Consider the following 18,708-nt stretch of genomic DNA (forward strand, 5'->3'; position numbering starts at 1 on the left):
CAGGGTGGGGCCGCCGCGTGCGGCGGCCCCACTCGGCGATCGGACCTCAGCCCTTGGTGGCGGTGTCGAGGCTCGCGCAGATCTCCTGCGGGGTCGCCTCGCCGTAGGCTCCGGTCAGGACCTGGGTGATCGGGTCGGACGCGGAGCCGATCCAGACGTCGGGCAGGACCGCGTAGTCGACCTCGGCGTCGAGGCCGAGCGAGGCCTTCAGCAGCGGGTCGGTCGCGGACGAGGCGAAGTCGCCGGTGACCGGGGGCAGGATGCTGGCGTCCTTGACGAAGTCGCCGACGGTCGGCTGGTCGTAGAACTTCGTCACGAGCCGGCGGACCTTGTCGAGCTTGTCGGGCTCGGCGCCCTGCTTCGTGATCATGAATCCGACGCCGGTGAAGCCCTGGTAGGCCGTCGGCTTGGGGTAGGCCGAGCCGTCCGGGACGGGGAAGCCGCCGAGGGCCGTGCGCGTCTCGATCCCGGTGCCCGAGGCCTTCGACTCCGTGTACGCCCACGAGCCCGCGGACATGATCGCTGCCTTGCCGGAGTAGTAGGAGGCGTACATGTCGTCGGCGCTGAGGCCGGCGACGTTGTCGACGAACACCTTGGCGTCGCGCAGGTCGGTGAAGAGCTTGATGCCGTTCACGACCGACGGCGTCGCGCAGTAGCCGCCCTCCTTCATGACCTTCTGCATCGTCGCGGCGTCGGTGAACGACTGCGCGATCTGGTAGAAGAGCTTCTGCCCGCTCCAGTCGTTGCCGCCGACGGCGACGGGCCCGACGCCCGCGGCGCGCAGCTTCTTGGCTGCGGCGATGAGCTCGTCGGTGGTCTTCGGGACCTCCGCGACGCCGGCCTTGGTCAGCAGCTCGGTGTTGTACCAGAACGGCCAGCTGAACCCGGAGAACGGCAGGCCCTGGATCTGGCCGCCGGCGACGCCGCCGACCCGCCACTCGTCGAGGGCCTGCGGCTTCATCTTGTCGGCGAGGCCCCAGTCCTTGACGTACTGGTCGACGGGGACCGTGACGCCCGCGTCCAGCCAGCCCACCGTCTTGTCGAACAGGTTGACGATCACCAGGTCGGGGGACTTGCCCGCCGCCACGGCGGTCTCCACCTGGTCGTCGATGGCCTCGAGGCCCTCGGTGAGGTTGATCTTGATGCCCGTCTCCGCGGTGAACGCGTCGAAGACGCGCTTCTGGGCCGCGGCGGCCGAGTTGCCCGCCGTCCAGCGGGTGACGACGTCGATGGAACCGCCGTCGCTCGCCGCGGGCGCCGGGCCCGCCGCCGGTTCGTCGGAGCCGCAGGCGGCGAGGGAGAGAAGTAGGGCTCCGGCGGCGAACGCGGCCACCCCGCGTATGGCCCGAGGCGTGGTGCGGTGCATGGGGCTTCCTTTGCTCATGTTCCGGGGGGTGGTCGGGAAGCGTGTGTCCCGGGAGTTACTCGTGGGTTGCGTGGAGATTGCGGAGGCTGCTCGCACCACAGCGTGCAGGACATGAAGTCCGAAAGTCAATAAGAAAGATTAGTAATCTATTAAATGCTCGAGCCGCGGACGACGAGCGTCGCCGGCGCGGCCGTGATCACACGCGGCGTCACCCCCGCGAGAACCTCGGCCACGATGTCGCCGACCAGCTCACCGAGTGCCTGCACGTCATGGCTGACGGCGCTGAGCGGCGGCTCCGCGAGCTGGCAGAGAGCAGAATCGTCCCACGCCACCAGGGACAGGTCGGAGGGGACCCCCAGACCGAGACGGCGCGCCTCGTGGAGCGCGCCGAGCGCCATGACGTCGTTGTCGAAGACCAGCGCCGTCGGCCGGTCGTCGATCCCCGCGAGGGCGGTGACGGCACGCACCCCGGCCGCCTCGGAGTAGTCGCCGTCGAACGTCGTCGTACGCACGCCGTGTTCCGACGCGACGGCGTGGAACGTGCGGCGGCGGATGATCGTGTGCGCCATCTCCGCAGGCCCGGCGACATGGCCGAGATGCGTGTGCCCGCCCGCGACCAGCGAGGCGACGACGTCGCGCATGGCCACCTCGTCCTGCGTCCACACCGCCGGCAACCCCCCGGCGGTGACCGGGTCGCCGATGACCACGGCCGGCATGCCCAGCTCGCCGACGAGCGCGACCCGCTCGTCGCCGGGAAGCAGGTCGATCAGGATCACCCCCTGCACCTGCCCCTGGGCCGCCCACGCGCGCATCCGGTCGCTCGCCTGCTGGACGGTGGCGACCACCTGGAGGAGCACGGGCACACCCAGCGGGACGAGGACCCGCTCCATGCCCGCGATGAACTCGTGGAAGAACGGCTCGGCGCCGAGGACCTCGGCGTCGCGTACGAGGGCGAGACCCACCGGCGCGCCCGTCCGCGGACGTGTCTCCGTGCCCGTCCATGCCGCGACCATCGGTGCCCCTCCCTCGTGCGCTGCCTGCGTGAACTAACCTCGTGCCCTGTAACGTAGTGCCGCCGTACCTACGGCCGGGGCGAGAGGCGGTTGAGCGTGGCCCGACGAGAGTCCGCGGCCGCAGGGCCCGGGAGCCGTGCGCTCGTCGTCGACCTCATCCGGTCCTCCGGGCCGATCAGCCGGGTGGAGCTCGTCGAGGCGACCAGGTTGACCCAGCCGACGATCTCCAACATCGTCCGGCGCCTGATCGACGACGGCGTCGTGCGCGAGACCGGCGCCACGGTCGCGACCGGGGGCAAGCCACGGACCCTGCTCGTGATCAACTCCCGATCAGCATACGGCGTCGGGATCCGCGTCGGGGCCGACACCATCACGTGCGTCGTGACGGACACGCGTGGCGGCACGATCGGGCGCGAGCTCGTCTCCGTGACTCCCGCCGAGGGGCCGGAGGACATCGTGGCCCAGCTGGCCGCGCTCTACAACGACGTCACGCAGGGGCTGGGCCTGTCGCCGCAGAGCGTCGCGGGGCTGGCCGTCGTCGGCCCGGGTCCGGTCGACGTGGCACGGGGCAGGTTCCTCGCGCTCCCGGGGCTGGAGCGGTGGGCCGACCTCGACCTCGGCCAGGCCCTGACCCTCAGGCTGGGCGTGCCGGTGCTCGTCGACAGCGACGCCGCCGCGGCCGCCGTGGGCGAGTTCTGGGGGCGGCAGGTCTCGCGGGAGCGGACCTTCGGATGCCTCTACATGAACTCGGGAATCGGCTCGGGGGTCGTCCTCGACGGCGCCCTCCATCGCGGCGCCAGCTCCAACGCGGGCGAGATCGGGCACGTCTCGGTGCTCCGCGACGGTGAGCGGTGCCGCTGCGGCGGCCGGGGCTGCCTCGAGCTGTACGCCGCGCCCTCCGCGCTCGTCGAGCGTGCCCGGTCCACCCCGGACCTGGCGGGCCGCCTGGGGATCCGTCCCGACGACCCGGACGCGCGGGCGTTCGACGTCCTCGCCCGTGCGGCGATCTACGGCGACGGACAGGCCCGCGCGCTGGTCGACGAGTCGGCCCTGTTCCTCGCCGACGGCGCCCTGACGCTCGCCAACCTCTGGGACCTCGACACGCTCGTGCTCGCGGGGCCGGGCTTCGCCATCGCCGGTTCGCTCTACGTGAGCGAGATCCGCCGCCGCCTCGCGGAGCGGGCCTTCTCACGGGCGGTGCACACGGTGGAGGTCGACCTGTCGAGCAACCCCCGCGACGCCGCGGCCATCGGCGGGGCGGCCCTCGTGCTGCAGGGATCCGTCGCGCCCGGCCACGGGCCACAGGTCGCCGCGCCACAGGCGTAGACGGGGAGTCACCTGATCTCGAACGAAACGCCACTGCTGCCGGACGTGGTTCGGGCCTACCCGTTCTCCTGGGACTTCGGTTTCATCTGGCCACCGGAGACAGAGGAGAGCGAGGAGAATCTGACCTACGCGCGGGCCGTGCTCGAAGCGTGCCTGCCCCCGGTCGCGCTCGCCTCGCCCGAGCCCCCGGAGCAGCCGATCGTCTACGAGTACCGGGACGACGACCGCCCCGAGTGGCTCGGGATCCGGACCATTCTGCGCGAACGCATGCCGTACGCCCGGCACGTCACCGCCGAGCGCATGGCCGATGCCAAGGCCGAGTGCGCCCGCCGGAGCATCGACACCACGGACTTCGAGGAGATCTGGACCCGGCGCGTCATCGCCTGGATCGCCGAGCAGACCCTGTACTGGTGCGGCCTCATGGTCGATGACGAAAAGGCGCTCACCCCCTGGCTCATGGACCTCGCGGAGCTGTATGTGCGACGGGGGATGGCCGGCGAGAAGGGCGTGGGGGCGCTCTGCCGCACCAAGGCCGTGCCCGAGAGCCGCGCCGCTCTGGCGCGACTGGCCACGCATGAGGGACTACCGGACGAGATCCGTGAGCTGATCCTGTACGAGCTCCGTTCATGCCCCGACCGCCGGTAACGCCCGCTCCAGCCGCCTCACCTGCCGTACTCGCCGCGCTTCTCCGGCCGGCCGCGATCCCGCGGACGGCATGCACGGAGCGGGAAGACCGACTCCAGACCGGGGTGGTCAAGGACAGGACGGCGGGTCGGGGGCGCTGTGAGAGTTCTGGCGGCGTCCGTCACGTCCCGCCGCCCCCGGGTGGCGGCGGGACGTTCCTCACCTGACCGCCGCGACCGCCTGAACGACCCGGCCGACCCGGACGACCCGGACGACCCGGACGACCCGGCGCGGCCGACCGGGCTCGGGCCGTGGCGCGTCGCCCGCGTCCAGGTCGCCGGCAGGCCGTCGCCGCGTGCTCGGTCGCCGCGTGCTCAGGGGAGCAGCCGGACGGCGTCGGCGATGACGAATCCGTTGGCGGCGTTGCTCAGCTCGATCCTGGCCGGCCCCGCGGTCATCCGGTACTTACCGAGCGACACCCAGGAGCCGCCGCGCGGCTCCGTCGTCCCGGGCTTGCGCTGATCGATCCGTACCACGCTGGTCCCGCCAGCGTGGACGATGGTGAAGGGCGCGTTGCTCGCGCGGTTCTCGTGCGCGGTGTACGAGACCTGAACCTCGTAGTCGCCGTCGTGCGGCACCACCGGCCGCCACCGGACGACCCGCTCGCCCGTGCCGGCGGGCGCCGAGCGGTAGTTACCGCCCCGGTAGCCGGCCACGCCCGTTGCCGCCGACCAGACGCCGCTGACCACCTCGTAGCCGAGTTCGTCGTTGTCGACCACCACCTCGCCGCGCACGTCGGCCTGCGACGGCGCGTCGATCAGGCTCAGCGTGTCCAGCGAGACCAGCCTGCCGCCCCCGCGACCCACCCCGGACGCGGTGAACCGGATCTTGTGCTGGCCGGCCTTCAGCTGGACGGCGCCGAGTTGCGCGACGTCGTAGCCGTCGGCCCGGTCCGCCGTGGTGTCCAGCACCGCGTTCGGGACCCGGCGACCGTCGACCGTGACGGTGACCAGACCGCCGGCGGCGACCCGGAAGTAGCGAAGCAGCAGTTCGTAGGACTCCGTCGTCGGGACGTTCACCGTGTACTCGACGTGGGCGCCGGTCTGGTTCGAGGTGAACACCGCCCGGTTTCCCCCTCGTGCCACCGGATCCGCGACCGTCGACACGGTGCCGCCGGTGGCCTGTGCGCCGGTCGAGAGGTCGACGAGGCGTTCGTTGTAGCGGGGGCCGGTGCGCAGGTAGTCCCGGCCGTCGGTCAGCCATTCGAGGGTGAAACGGCAGAGGACCACCCGGCGCGGGAAGCTCGGGTTGTCGCCGTCGCAGCCGTAGACCAGCAGGATCGTACCGTCGGAGAGCCGGGCCAGCTCGGAGTAGTACGACCGGCCCTCATTGATCACCCGGCTGTAGCGGAACGAGTGCGCCTCGTCGTAGCTGATCGAGACGGTCATGTTGGTACGCACCGGCGAGTCGGGGCGGCTGAACAACACCCGGCTCGGTTCGGACGCGCCCGGTCCGCCGGTGTAGCGCAGCAGGCTCGCGTCCACGGCGTTGAACGTACCGGTGGACCCGTCCAGGCGCGGCGGTGACCAGGTCAGCCCGCGGTCGGCGCTGACCGACACGATCCGCTGCCGGTTACCGCCCGCCGCGGCGCGGCCGTTGACCAGCACCGTGCCGTCGGATCGTTGGACCACCCTGGCCTCGTTGATCGGGTAGGCCACGGAGACCGGCACCTCCGCGGTCGTCTGCCAGGTCTCGCCGTGGTCGTCGCTGTAGATCGACGCCACGCCGTAGTACCGCTGCTCGACGGTGTTGCCCATGATCACCCGACGGTGGGAGCAGTTGAGCAGCAGCCGGCCGTTGTCCAGCTGGATGCCGTGGCCGGGGCCGGGGCCGTGCAGCGCCCAGTCGTAGGGGAAGTGGTCGAACAGGCCGGACATCTCACGCGGCTCGCTCCAGGTCCGGCCGCCGTCGGCGCTGGAGATCATGTAGAGGTCGCCGATGTCGCCGGAGCAGCCGGTGTTCTCCGGCAGCAGGATGGACAGCATGTAGAACAGGAAGATCCCGCCGGTGACCCGGTCGACGACGAACGTCGGGTTGCCCCACGACTGGCCGTCGACCGAGGCGACCAGCGTCTGCGTCGGCTCCCAGGTGTCGCCGCCGTCATTGCTGCGACGCATCACCAGGTCACGGGGGCCCGCGTCGCACACCTCGTGCCGTCCTTCGGTGGCGACGAGAATGGTGTCGTCCGGCAGCACGGCCAGCCCGTGGACGTGGTAACTCTCCAGCGGGTCCACGGTGTTGTCCCACAGCGTGGTCTCGTCGAAGGGATTCCGCGGCCGCCAGGGGGGCGCCGCGCTCGCGGGTGAGGCCGTGCCGAGCGCGGTGGCCAGTGACGCCGCGGCGACCCCGATGCCGAAGGTCCTGCGGCCGATGTTGACACGGCGGGGATCTGGTTGTGCCACGTGCTACCTCCGAGGTAAGAGATGTTTGTCGTCGTTGCCGAGTAAGACGATCAGGTCGCGCCGTTCGGCCTCGGTGCACGGCGCGAAGGGCGCGGCCACATGCGGCGGGCACAGCCCGAGGTGGTCGAGCACGGCCTTGATCGCGGGCACTCCCGGCCGTACGGAGTGCAGGGCGAGCAGCCGGTCGAGCACTCGCTGCGCGTCCTCCGCGTCGGCGTCCCGCCCGGACTCGTGGGCCGTGACGAGCTCGACGGCGAGCCGGGGCGCCAGGTTGGCGATGCCCGGGACGATGCCGTCGGCGCCGAGCCGCAGCGCCGCGAGCAGGTGGTTCTCCGCCCCCTGGCTCACGCCGAAGTCCGGCCGGCTCCTGGCGGCGGAGACGATGTGACGCAACAGGTCCAGGTCGCCGGAGCTGTCCTTGATGCCCACCACGTGCGGCATCGCCACCAGCCGGTCGATCGCCGCCGGGCCGAGCGGGTTGCTGTAGCGCGGCGCGTTGTAGGCGACCAGCGGGATGCCGAGATCGGCCAGGGCCGCGTAGTGAGCGGCGATCTCGTCGTCGCGGTGCCGGAAATAGATGGGTGGGCTGAGCACGAGCGCGTCGGGCCTGGCCGGTGCGACCGCCGCCGCGCGCTCAAGCGCCTCCGCGGTGCCGGCCGCCGTGACGTTGCACAACACCGGCCCGCCGGTGAGTTCGCGCCACTGCCTCGCCATCTGCTCGGCGAACCCGGCGAGCCTGGAGACCGGCAGCAGCGGGCCCTCCCCGTTGCTGCCGAACAACATCAGGCCGCGCGCACCCGCCGCGGCGAGCCCCTGGAGCAGCGCCGTCGCCGCCGCCGCGGACGGTGTTCCCGGCTCGCTCATCGGGGTGACGACGGGGATCATCACCCCGCTGAGGAGCCGCCGGCCGTCGGTCCCCATCAGTACCCCTTGATCTCGGGCCAGGCGAGCTCGACGCCGTCGGCGACCAGCTCGTCCTGGAACGCCCGCAGCTGGTCGCCGTCGGCGTGCACCTGCTCGGGTTCCAGCCCGTGTTCGAGGCAGTACGCGGCGAGCGTCCCGACGACCTCGCCGATGTTCCACTCCACCGGATGCAGGCGGTAGCAGCCGTTGGTGATGTGGGTGGTGCCGATGTTCTTGGCCGCCGGCAGCAGGTTGCGCAGCCGGACCGGAAGCAGCGCCCCGAGCGGGATCTGGAACGGACAGCTGGCGACGTCGATGTAGGTGTCACCGCCGGTCGAGGGATGCAGGTCGATGCGGTACATGCCGATCCCGACGGAGTCGGGGTAGCTCACCGCGCCGGCCTCGCCGCGCACCGTCATCGACAGGTCCTGCTCGACGATCCGGTAGCGGGCGGCGATCCGCCGGGACTCCCGGATGTAGGGCGCCTTGGCCAGCCCGTCGGCGGTGCCCATCACGTCGCCGCGTAGCCGGAGTCCCGGCCAGCCGGTGCCGCCGTCCGGACGTGGCACCTCTGTCTGCAGCCAGTAGAGCATGCTCATGCTCAGCTCGCGGGCGCCCGCCAGGTGCTTGTCCCGCTCCTCGTCGCTCACCCCGATCAGCGGGCCGGGCAGATAGTCGATCATCGGCCAGTTCACGATGGTCACGTCGCTGTCGACGAATCCGGGCCGGAACACGTCGCGGGACAACACCCTGCGGAACGCCCACAGCTCCTTGTCCCCGGGATCCGCGCGCTGGTCGGCGACGACCGGACCGGACTCGGCGTTCGGGATGAACTCGCGCCGCACGGTCTCGAGCGTCCTCGGGTCGGGCGCGCTCAGGCTGAGCAGCGGGTTCGGCCACTTGGGCGGCTGATAGCGCGCCCAGTCCGAATAACCGGCGGGCCGGTCGATCGTGTGGTTCTCCCCGGCCCGGTGCTCGACCGCGAACACCCACGAGAACGCCTGCATGTTCGCCGGCTGGGCCTCGTCGGGGGCGTTCGGCTCGCCGGTGTCGTGCCGGGACTCGAAGCCGGTGACGTGTTCGGCGCCGGTGAGCGGCAGCAGGTCGCCGAGCTCGGTGGCGTCCACGACGTACGGGGCCGTCACGTCGAACCGGTGTCCGTCCGCTCCCTCGACGGTGACGGCGTGGATCCGGTCACCGTCCACGGTGGCGCCGACGACCTTGCAGCCGTACAGGATGCGCAGCCGGCCCGCCGACACGTACGGCGCGACCATGGCGTCGAGCACGGCGGCGGCGACCTTGGGCTCGTGGCACAGTCGTGAGACCCGGCCCTCGCCGGGGTTGAGGTCCGGGCGGGCACGTGCCCGGTCGGTCAGCGGGTACCACGCCCGGTAGTGGTCCCGGATCGCGTCGCGCAGCCCGCGATAGCTGCGGGTGCATCCGAACTGCTCGATCCAGGTGTGCTCGTCCGGCGGCACGCCCTGGCTGGTGAGCTGGCCGCCGATCCAGTCGGTCTCCTCGACGAGAAGCACGGACCGGCCCCTGCGCAGTGCGGCCAGTGCGGCGGCGACCCCGCCGAGCCCGCCGCCGGCGACGACGATGTCGGCCTTTGTCTCTGTCACGCGAGCGTTCCCCCATCGTTGTCGTGATGATCGTTTCGGTACAACCTGAAGCGCCTCGGCTCCTCGGTGACCGGCACCCGAACCGGGTCACCGGCTCCGGGTGGGCTGACGTGGAGATCGCCGGTGCCTCTGGCGATCCCGGTGACCTCGTCGGCGGTGCGCCGATAGGCGGTGACCACGACGCCCGGTGCGGCGTCGAGCAGCGGGCGCCCGTCCAGCGTCACGGTCAGCCGGTCGCCGGCGACCACGGCGAGCCGGCCGTCGCCGAGCGGCAGGTTGGCCAGTTCCGCGGGCTCCCCCGGGTGGGCGAACCGCCAGCCGTCCCGCCGGGCGTCGGCGAGCTCGCCGTACGCGAGGTAGGCGAGCAGACCGCCCCAGGCCATCAGCCCGTCGGAGCGCGCCTGGAACGCCCGCACGTCCTCGCCGGAGGTGGCCGGATAGTTCTCGCGGACGTGGCTGTGTTTGTCCCATTCGGCCAGGAAGAGCCGCAGCAGCGCGGCGACCAGCGGGCGGCTCACCTCGGTGAGGTCGTAGCGGCGCAGGCCCTCGATCGCGAGGAAGGCCATCGGCGCCCAGATGCGCCCGCGCCAGTAGGTGGCCGCGTAGCCGGGATCGTCGCGGGCGGCGCTGGGCAGTGGCGGATCGCCGCCGAGCGTCTCCGGTCGCAGCAGCCGGGCGACGAGGCCGGCGGCCCGCTCGGCGTCCGGCATCCCGGCCAGCAGCGGGTACAACATGGTCGGTGAGACGTGTGGGTCGTGTTCTCCGTCGGCCCGCAGGTTCCGGTAGCCGCCTCGGCCGGCGTCCCACAGCAGCGGGTCCGCGGTCGCCCGCGCCGCCGTCGCCTCGGCCCGCAACCGCTCCGCCACCCCGCTCTCGCCCAGTACGTCGGCGATCCCGGCGAGCGCGTCGGCGTCGGCGATGTGCAGCGCGACCAGCCCGACGTCGGCGAGGTCCATCGTGTGCGTGTCCGGGTCGTAGGCCGCGTCGTCGTACATCGGCGAGTCGTCCAGGCCGGACTCCCGTTTCGCCCGGTCCAGGGTCGCCGCCTCGGGGTCGCCGGCGACGGGGTCCGAACCCCAGGCGAGCAGGCCGTGCGGGCCTCGGCGCGCCCGCGGCCACCAGTCGTGCCAGGCCAGCAGCGCCAGGAACGTGTCGGCGAGCAGCGCCCGGTCGCGGGTGTCGTCCGACAGCCCACTCGCCAGGTACGCCTTGAGGACGGTGAGCGCCCCCACCGGGGGTTGCGACCGGTCGGCGGTGGTGCCCCTGTCGTCGGACACCCGGTTCGGGACCATGCCCGCCGCGTCGGCGAAGGGAAGGATCTGGCCGAAGATCTCGCGGGCGTAGTCGCGGTCGACGGTGGAGGCGACCAGTCCGGTGAAGTAGGTGTCCCACGCGTGCAGCGCCCAGCTGCCGTAGAAACCCCTGCGCCGCTCGGAGACGAAATCCCGGGAGGTCGGCGTGAGCACCCGGCCGAGATCCGGCGCGTAGATCGTGTTCCAGGTGACGGCGCGGGTCGCGGCGGCGGCGGCGTCGCCGAGCCAGCCGCCCGACCTCGGCGCGGTGCGCTCGGCCTCGGCCCGCCGTCGCGCCAGCGTCGCGGCCACGTCGCCGGCACCGCCGGGCACGCCGTCCGGAGCCACGTACAGATCGACCTCGTCGGCGAACTCCAGCACCCGTCCCTCCGCCGACTCCCACACCAGGCCCTCCGGTGGCACCGAACCGTCGACCCGCCAGAGCTCACCGCCGACCCGCAGGAGCCCGCCGTCGGCGGTCACGCCGGTGTCCCGCCATCCGTCAAGGGCCACGAGCACGCCCGCGCTTCCCCGGGCCCGGACGTACAGCGCGTCGGTGGATCCACCGGCCATGACCAGGTGCAGCCGGCAGCCGCCCGCCTCGACGGTGACCTCCGCGTAGCTCCCGTCGACGGTGTGGTGCCCGAGCCTGACCAGCCCGTCGCGCCAGGTGAACCCGTCGAGGGGGGCACCGGGCACGCCGAAGCGGATCCGCAGCCCGGACGGGAGGTGCACCATACCGGTGTGGGTTGTGACGTCCCAGGTGTTCCAGCCTGCGGTCATGCTTCAACTCCCAGGTCGAGCGCGGCGTCCAGCAGTGTTTTGGTGTACTCGTGCCGGGGTGCGCCGAGCACCTCGCCGGTGGGACCTTCCTCGACGACGATCCCGCTCCGCATCACCGCGACCCGGTCGGCGATCTGGTGGACCACGCCCAGGTCGTGCGAGATGAACAGCAGCGCGAGCCGGTGGCTGCGCCGCAGGTCCACGAGCAGCCGCAGGATCTGCGCCTGTACGGACACGTCGAGGGCGGAGACCGCCTCGTCGCACACCAGCAGTCGTGGCCCGACGGCGAGCGCACGCGCGATGCTGACCCGCTGGCACTGGCCGCCGGACAGGTCACCGGCGCGGCGGCCGGCCACGTCACCGTCGAGACCGACGTCGGCCAGCACCCGGTGCAGCGCCTCGGCCCGGTCGCCCGGCGGTGCCGCAGCCGGATGCGTCCGCCAGGCCTCGCCGATGAGCGCGGCCACGGACATCCGCGGGTTGAGCGACGAGCGCGGGTCCTGGAAGACCATCTGAACGGCGCGCTGCGACTCGGGCGGGCGCCGGCCGGCCGGGCCGAGCGGCTTCCCGTCGAAGGTCACCGACCCGGAGTCCGGCCGTTGCAGCCCGACCACGCAGCGGGCGACCGTGGTCTTCCCCGAGCCGGACTCGCCCACCACCGCGAGCGTCTCCTCCGGCTCGACCCGCAGGCTGACGCCGTCGACGGCGACCAGGCCGCCCCGGCGGCGGCCCCGGCCACCGAAGGTGACCCGCAGGTCGGACACCTCAAGCATGCCGCTCACCGTTGAACACCTCCTCGGCGAAGTGGCAGGCGCTCCACCGGCCCGGCGCGACCTGGCGGGCCGCCGGCACCTCGACGCGGCACCTGTCCCGGGCGAGCGGGCACCGCGGGTGGAACGCGCACCCGGACGGCCGGTTGGCCGGTGTCGCGGGCGTTCCGGGAAGCGGGTCGGCGAGCGCGGTCCGGGTACGCACCGCCGGCACGCTCGCCACCAGTGCCCGCGTGTAGGGATGCGCCGGGCGCCGCAGCGCCGCGCCGGCGGGCCCGCGCTCGGCGACACGTCCGGCGTACATGACCACGACCTCGTCCGCGACGTGTGCGACCACCCGGAGGTCGTGGCTGACCAGCAGCATCGCCAGCCCCTGCTCCCGCTGGATCGAGCGGAGCAGGCGCAGGATCCTGGCCTGCACGGTGACGTCGAGCGCGGTGGTCGGCTCGTCGGCGAGAAGCAGCGACGGGTTGCCGGCCAGGGCGAGGGCGATCATGGCGCGCTGCCGCAGCCCACCGGAGAGCTGGTGGGGATAGTCGTCCATCCGCCGCGCCGGCTCCGGCACCCCGGCGCGGTCGAGCAGGTCGATCACCGCGCGCCGGACCTCGGCCCGCGGTTGCCCGGCCCGCCGCAGGATCTCGCCCACCTGCCGGCCGACGGTCAGGCTGGGGTTCATCGCGGCGAGGGGGTCCTGGAAGATCATTGAGATCTCGTGTCCCCGGACCCGCCGCCGGTCGGCACCGGCCCGCAGGAGGTCCTCCCCGCGCCACACCAGCTCACCGCCGGTCGTGGCGCGGTCGGGCAGCAGACCGATCACCGCGAGCGCGGTCATCGTCTTGCCGCTGCCCGACTCGCCGATCAGGCCGACCGTCGTGCCCGCGGGCACGTCGAACGACACGCCGTCCACGACGCGTACCGTGTCCCCGGCGTCCCCGGCGTCCCCGGAGCCGCCGTCCGGACCTGGCAGGTCGACGATCAGCCCGTCGACCCGCAGCAGGGGGCCGTCCGGCACCGGGCTCGCCGCGCCCGCCTCATCCGGCCGCCGCGCTGTCATCCGGCCGCCCATCACGTGCCGGCGAGCTGGACGCGGGAGAAGTCGGGCAGCCCGCTCGGTTCCGGCACGAACCCGGAGACCCTCGGGCGCCAGGCGTAGGCGAGGTTCACCGTCATCGGGTACATGCCGACCGCGTCCCGCCAGATGATCTCGCCGGCCTGGGCGTAGAGATCGGCGCGCTCGGCCTCGTCGGCGCTCGCGCCCGCCTTGGCCAGCAGCGTGTCCAGCTTCTTGTCGCAGTAGCCGGTGCGGCCCGCGGCGCACGGGTAGAGCCGGCCGAGGTTGCTCGCCGCGTCGTAGGTCGGGGTCGCGAGCTGCTGGAAGTTGATGTCCCAGTTGAGGGCGAGCAGATCCTTGGTGAAGACCGCCTTCTCCTTCTCCAGCACGTCCACCTGCACGCCGATCTCGGCGAGTCCGGACGCCACCGCCTGGACGAACGGACGGAACTCGGCGTCGGAGAACTGCAGCCGCAGCTTGTCGCCGAACGCGAAATCGGCGGCCTGCAATGCGGCCTTCGCGGCCTTCGGGTCGAAGCCGACCGGCTCCTGCTTCGCGTAGCCGAGCACCGGGGGCGCCACCAGGCCGTCGGACAGGGCACCGGTCTCCGGATACAGCTGCTTGATGATCGTGGCGAAGTCGACCGCCTGCCACAGGGCGCGGCGCACCTTGGGGTCCTTCAACGCGGGAATCGAGGAGTTGAACCACATGGTGAACACCGCGGTGCTCGGCACCGTCTTGACGGTCACGCCGTCCGCGTCGCGCAGCACCGGCAGCTGGTCGTCCGGAATTCCCCAGACAACGTCCACCTCGCCGGTGCGCAGCGCGGTCAACCGCGACGAGAGCTCCGGGATGTTGCGGATCTCCAGGTGCTCGTACTGCGGCGCGCCGCCCCAGTACTTCTTGTTCGGGGCCATCGCCAGCACCTCGCTCGGCGCGAACCGGTTCACGGTGAACGGGCCGGAACCCACCGGATGCTCGAAGAACGCGGTGTCCTGGGCCGTGACGGCGCCCGGGATGACGTAGAACAGGCCGAGCTTGCGGGGGATCGACGCGTCCGGGACCGGCGCGGTCAGCGTGACCTCGTCGGCGGCCGGCGCGGTCATCTTGTAGCCGGGGAAGTTGGCGGCGTTCGGGCCGTCCAGCGTGATCATCCGATCGAAGGAGGCGACCACGTCGGCGGCGGTCACCGGCTTGCCGTCGGAAAACGTGACGCCGGCGCGGAGGTGGAACGTCCACTCCGCCGCGGTGGCGCCGGCCTCCCACTTCTCGGCGAGGTCACCGGCCACCTTGCCGGCGGCGTCCGGCCGCACGAGCCGGCTGAAGATCGCTTGCGCGGCGAGCTGCGTGCCGGTCGTCGCGCCCTGGGCTCCGTGCGGGTCGAGGCTCTCGATCGGGTAGGTACCCGCGGCCGTCAGTTTCCGGCCGGTCTGGCCGGTCTGGCCGCCGCCCGCGCCGCCGGTGGTCGTGGCGCAGCCGGTCAGCAGCAGGATGGCCGCGACCGCGACCGCCGTTCTCTTGCGGAACTCGGTCATCGAGTTCTCCCATCAGGAAAGGGGGGTGTCATGGCCGGTGGCCACGGTGCCCGTACCGGGCGGTGAGCTGGTCGCCGAGGATGCCCATATTGATGATCAGCAGGGACAGGGCGATGCCGGGGAGCGTCGAGATCCACCAGGCGGTCTCCAGATACTGCTGGCCGTTCGCGATCGTCTGTCCCCACGACACGGCCGTGGTCGGCAGTCCGATACCGAGGAAGCTCAGGCCCGCCTCGGCAAGCACGACGAGGGCGAACTCGAGCGTGGCCAGCGCCACGACCGGGCCGACGGTGAAGGGCAACACGTGCCGCACGATGATCGACCGGGCCGGCACGCCCATCACGCGGGCCGCGTCGACCCACGCCCGCTCGCGCAGCGACAGCGCGACGCCGCGGGTGACCCTGGCGAAGGAGATCCAAGCCGTCACCGACAGCGCGAGGACCACCACCAGGACGCTGCGGGCGAACACGCCGGCGATCACGATCGCGAGCAGGATCGCCGGGAACGCCTGCAGTACGTCGGTGATCCGGGCCAGCACCGCGTCCAGCCAGCCGCGGGCGTAGCCCGCGACGACGCCGACCGCGACCCCGACCACGCATGCGACCAGCACCGTCGTGAGCCCGATGGTCAGCGATGTGCGGGCGCCGTAGACGATCTGGGCGAGGATGTCCCTGCCGAGCGCGTCGGTGCCGAGCCAGGCGACGTCGCCGGACGCGACCCGGGTGCCGGGGGCGAGCAGCCGGTCCGGCAACGGGGTGTGCACCGGGTCGTAGTCGATGACGAGCGGCCCGATCACCGCCACCAGCACGTACAGGGCGATCACCACGTACGGCACGCGGGCCGGCGCGCCCCGGTGCCACCGGCGCGTCGCGACCTGTCGGGGCAGGACCACGGCCTGGCTCATGACCCGGCCTCCGTCCGGATGCGCGGGTCCAGCCGGATGTAGAGCACGTCGGCGACGATGTTGAGCACCATCACGATGCCGGCGATCAGCAGGGTCACCGCCTGCACCACGGTGTAGTCGCGGTTGGCGACCGAGTCGACGACCAGTGAGCCGAGCCCCGGCCAGGCGAAGACGTTCTCCACGATCACCGCGCCGCCCATGAGCGCGCCCATCTGAAGCCCGACGATCGTCACGACCGGGATGAGCGAGTTGCGCAGCGCGTGTCCCAGCAGGACCTGTCGTTCGGTGAGCCCCTTGGACCGTGCCGTCTGGACGTACGGCTCGCGCATCGCCTCGGTGACGCTGCTCCTGGTGAGGCGGGCGACGATGGCGGTGAACGGGAGGGCCAGGGTCACCGCCGGCAGCACCAGGTGCGCGGGCGTGCCGACCCCGGCGCTGGGCAGCAGCCGCAGGCCGAGCGCGAAGGTCAGGACCAGCATGATCCCCACCCAGAACGTCGGAAAGGACTGCAACGCGATCGTCGCCGCGGACACCACCCGGTCCACCACGCCGCCGGGCCGGCTGCCCGCGACGAGCCCGAGTACGAGACCGGCGGCGACGGCGACGGCCGTCGCGGTGAGCGTGAGGTCGATCGTGGCCGGCAGCCGCTCGATCACCGCCTCCATCGCCGGGCGGCCGAGCCGGTAGGACTGGCCGAAGTCCAGCCGGAGCACGTCGCCGAGGTAGCCGAAGTACTGCTCGTACAGCGGCCGGTCCAGTCCGAGCGCCGCGGTGAGCCGCTCGATCTGGTCCTTGCTCGCGTCCGGGCCGAGGAACACCGTCGCCGGGTCGCCCGGCGCGGCGCGCACGATGACGAAGATGACCGAGGCCGCGCCCCACATCACGAACACGCCGATGAGCAGCCGGCGTACCACCATGCGGGTCATCGCGACCGCGTCCGGCCGGGAGCGGGACCGTCGGGAACGGTGCCGTCGGGAACGGTGCCGTCGGGAACAGGGCCGTCGGGAACAGGGCCGATGGAATCGCCGGGCACGAAGCTGCACGGCACGGTGACCTGCCGGGGCGCGCCGAGCGGCGCGTCGAGCAGGTCGATCAGGAGCTGCACGGCCGTGCGCGCCATCTCCGCACGGGGCAGGGAGAAGCGGGTCCAGTTCCGCAACTCCGGAGTCCACGACGGCGGGTCGCCGAGCAACGCGATCGAGCAGTCGCCGGGGAAGCGCACCCGGCCGGCCGCGCTGGTCGCGTCCAGCGCGGTGGTCAGCCTGTTGTCCTCGCTCGGCTCGACGAGGATCGCGGTGACGCCGGCCGTGCCCGTCCACTGCTCGACGGACTCGGGCGACAGGTCGGTGGGGTCGGCGAGCTCGCGGATCAGCGACTCGTCCACCGCGATCCCGGCCGCCGCGAGGCCCTGCCGGTACCCCTTCTCACGGTCACGGGTCGGCTCGGTGTCCTCGGCCGCGCGTAAGTAGAGGATTCTCTCGTGTCCCAGGCGGACCAGCTCCGCGACGAGGTCGCTGGTGGCCGTCACGTAATCCGCTCCGACGTAGGACAACTCGGCGCCGTCGAGCTCGCGGCGGCCGATGAAGACGAACGGGAAGTCCTCCAGGACCAGCTCCGCCAGCTCCTCGCGCCGCACGTGGCGGCCGAGCAGCACACAGCCGTCGGCGAGCTTCAGGCGGTTCACCCCGCCGGTGTAGATCGCCTGCTTGCCCGAGCCCACCGAGGTGAACAGCAGCAGGTCGTAGCCCTGCCGCGCGGTCTCCTCCTCGACGCCCATCAGGAACGGGAAGTAGAAATCGCGCTGGTCGGTCGGGAAGACGGGCTCGAACGTGTACAGGCCGAGCAGGTAGTTACGACCGCCCCTGAGGCTACGGGCGGCGACGTTGGCCGAGTAGCCCAGCTCCGCGGCCGCCGCGAGGACCGCCTGCCGCGTCGACTCGGCGATCTGATCGCTGACCGCGCCGCCGCTGAGGACGAGCGACACGGTCGCCTGCGAGACATCGGCGCGCTTCGCGATGTCGACCTGGGTGGCCCGCCGCTGCCGTGGAGGTGGAGCCATATCAACTCCTACTTAATACGTATTAGGAAGTGGGTCGGATGTTAATAACTGATTTCAGGACAAGTCAATAGGTGACAAAATTCGCCATCCAGCTGCGTGCCGGCACCATGGCTGGAACGCGGTCGCGACGGTGATGATGGAGCGGTGACGAACATCGATCTGAAGACCCGGTACGAGCGCGACGGCTATCTCATCCTGGAGCACGCGTTCGACCCCGGCGAGGTCGGCAAGCTGGTCGAAGAGGCCGTCCGCATCTGCCGTGGCGAGCTCGGCACCGTCGAGGGCGCGCTCCCCGCCGGATCCACCGACACCGACGACGACGTGCTGCGCAGGTTCCTGTGCGTCCACTACCCGCACAAACTTTCCGGCCTGATGCTCGCCACGATGCGCCATACGGCGATCACTTCGGTCCTCACCTCGCTGATCGGTCCGAACATCAAGGCGATGCAGTCGATGTTGTTCATCAAGTCCGAGGGAGAGCCGGGGCAGGCCTGGCACCAGGACGAGATGTTCATCCCGACCCGGGACCGTTCGCTCGCGGCGGCGTGGATCGCGCTCGACGACGCCACCGTCGAGAACGGCTGCCTCTGGGTGCTGCCGGGATCGCACCGCCCCGGCGTGCTCTACCCGAACCGCGAGCACGACGACCCGCGCTACGACTGCACCGTGGAGTCGTACGACTTCCCGTTCGACGACTCCGACGCGGTGCCCGTCGAGATCGCGGCCGGCTCCGTGCTGGTGTTCAACGGCTACCTGCTGCACAAATCGCTCCCCAACACCGGCCGGCACGGCTACCGGCGGGCGCTGGTCAACCACTACATGAGCGCGGAGTCCCTGCTGCCATGGGCCGCCCCGTCGGAGGGGACGGCCATGGCACAGGCGGACTTCCGGGACATCGTCCTTGTCGCCGGCACCGACCCGTACGCGTACAAAGGTCTTCAGGAGGTACGCCGACCGCGAATTCGCCTGAACCGGGACGGCGGCTGCGACAGATGACG

Annotated in this window: 15 protein-coding genes; 3 read left to right on the forward strand and 12 right to left on the reverse strand. The window is 71.9% G+C overall.

The features are described 5' to 3' along the window. Window positions 1-46: 46 nt before the first annotated feature. Together OG587_RS01930 and OG587_RS01935 are read right to left on the reverse strand one after the other, a co-directional pair. Window positions 47-1,366 (reverse strand): ABC transporter substrate-binding protein, encoded by a 1,320-nt coding sequence (locus OG587_RS01930; RefSeq protein WP_329086232.1) that lies wholly within the window; start codon window positions 1,364-1,366, stop codon window positions 47-49. Window positions 1,367-1,515: 149 nt separating this feature from the next. Further along, window positions 1,516-2,379 carry a LacI family DNA-binding transcriptional regulator gene (locus tag OG587_RS01935; protein WP_329086234.1) on the reverse strand — a complete coding sequence of 288 codons (864 nt, stop codon included), beginning with the start codon at window positions 2,377-2,379 and terminating at the stop codon, window positions 1,516-1,518. Between the two features lie 96 nt (window positions 2,380-2,475). Between OG587_RS01935 and OG587_RS01940 the strand changes: the two genes are divergently transcribed. Together OG587_RS01940 and OG587_RS01945 are read left to right on the forward strand one after the other, a co-directional pair. After that, window positions 2,476-3,705 carry an ROK family transcriptional regulator gene (locus OG587_RS01940; protein ID WP_329086236.1) on the forward strand — a complete coding sequence of 410 codons (1,230 nt, stop codon included), beginning with the start codon at window positions 2,476-2,478 and terminating at the stop codon, window positions 3,703-3,705. 45 nt (window positions 3,706-3,750) lie between these two features. Next, on the forward strand, window positions 3,751-4,350 hold the full coding sequence (locus tag OG587_RS01945; RefSeq protein ID WP_329086237.1) for a hypothetical protein: 600 nt from the start codon (window positions 3,751-3,753) through the stop codon (window positions 4,348-4,350). 353 nt (window positions 4,351-4,703) lie between these two features. Here the strand turns inward: OG587_RS01945 and OG587_RS01950 are convergent, their stop codons facing one another. Genes OG587_RS01950 through OG587_RS01995 form a run of 10 tightly spaced genes read right to left on the reverse strand, consistent with a single transcriptional unit; the run spans window position 4,704 to window position 17,710 of the window. Then, complete coding sequence (locus OG587_RS01950) at window positions 4,704-6,791, reverse strand: golvesin C-terminal-like domain-containing protein (RefSeq protein ID WP_329086238.1); 2,088 nt, start codon at window positions 6,789-6,791, stop codon at window positions 4,704-4,706. Window positions 6,792-6,794: 3 nt separating this feature from the next. Beyond that, window positions 6,795-7,712 (reverse strand): dihydrodipicolinate synthase family protein, encoded by a 918-nt coding sequence (locus OG587_RS01955; RefSeq protein ID WP_329086239.1) that lies wholly within the window; start codon window positions 7,710-7,712, stop codon window positions 6,795-6,797. After that, on the reverse strand, window positions 7,712-9,316 hold the full coding sequence (locus OG587_RS01960; RefSeq protein ID WP_329086241.1) for an FAD-dependent oxidoreductase: 1,605 nt from the start codon (window positions 9,314-9,316) through the stop codon (window positions 7,712-7,714). The genes OG587_RS01955 and OG587_RS01960 overlap by 1 nt, the downstream gene beginning before the upstream one ends. Continuing rightward, window positions 9,313-11,391: an MGH1-like glycoside hydrolase domain-containing protein gene (locus tag OG587_RS01965; protein WP_329086243.1), complete on the reverse strand. Its 2,079-nt coding sequence runs from the start codon at window positions 11,389-11,391 to the stop codon at window positions 9,313-9,315. The genes OG587_RS01960 and OG587_RS01965 overlap by 4 nt, the downstream gene beginning before the upstream one ends. Then, window positions 11,388-12,164 (reverse strand): ABC transporter ATP-binding protein, encoded by a 777-nt coding sequence (locus OG587_RS01970; protein WP_329093703.1) that lies wholly within the window; start codon window positions 12,162-12,164, stop codon window positions 11,388-11,390. The genes OG587_RS01965 and OG587_RS01970 overlap by 4 nt, the downstream gene beginning before the upstream one ends. Beyond that, on the reverse strand, window positions 12,157-13,215 hold the full coding sequence (locus tag OG587_RS01975) for an ABC transporter ATP-binding protein (RefSeq protein WP_329086244.1): 1,059 nt from the start codon (window positions 13,213-13,215) through the stop codon (window positions 12,157-12,159). The genes OG587_RS01970 and OG587_RS01975 overlap by 8 nt, the downstream gene beginning before the upstream one ends. Before the next feature lie 11 nt (window positions 13,216-13,226). Next, window positions 13,227-14,747, reverse strand: a complete 1,521-nt coding sequence (locus OG587_RS01980; RefSeq protein ID WP_329086246.1) for an ABC transporter substrate-binding protein — start codon at window positions 14,745-14,747, stop codon at window positions 13,227-13,229. A 28-nt stretch (window positions 14,748-14,775) separates the two neighbouring features. Next, window positions 14,776-15,651 (reverse strand): ABC transporter permease, encoded by an 876-nt coding sequence (locus OG587_RS01985; protein WP_329086248.1) that lies wholly within the window; start codon window positions 15,649-15,651, stop codon window positions 14,776-14,778. Next, complete coding sequence (locus tag OG587_RS01990; RefSeq protein WP_329086250.1) at window positions 15,648-16,577, reverse strand: ABC transporter permease; 930 nt, start codon at window positions 16,575-16,577, stop codon at window positions 15,648-15,650. The genes OG587_RS01985 and OG587_RS01990 overlap by 4 nt, the downstream gene beginning before the upstream one ends. After that, complete coding sequence (locus OG587_RS01995) at window positions 16,574-17,710, reverse strand: LacI family DNA-binding transcriptional regulator (protein ID WP_329086252.1); 1,137 nt, start codon at window positions 17,708-17,710, stop codon at window positions 16,574-16,576. Before OG587_RS01995 ends, OG587_RS01990 begins: the two co-directional genes overlap by 4 nt. A gap of 144 nt (window positions 17,711-17,854) precedes the next feature. Here OG587_RS01995 and OG587_RS02000 point away from each other — a divergent pair, with 144 nt between their 5' ends. Further along, window positions 17,855-18,706, forward strand: coding sequence for a phytanoyl-CoA dioxygenase family protein (locus OG587_RS02000; RefSeq protein ID WP_329086254.1), 852 nt, complete (start codon window positions 17,855-17,857; stop codon window positions 18,704-18,706). Window positions 18,707-18,708: the final 2 nt, after the last annotated feature.

It is taken from the genome of Streptosporangium sp. NBC_01469, from assembly GCF_036227305.1.
Lineage (GTDB): Bacteria > Actinomycetota > Actinomycetes > Streptosporangiales > Streptosporangiaceae > Streptosporangium.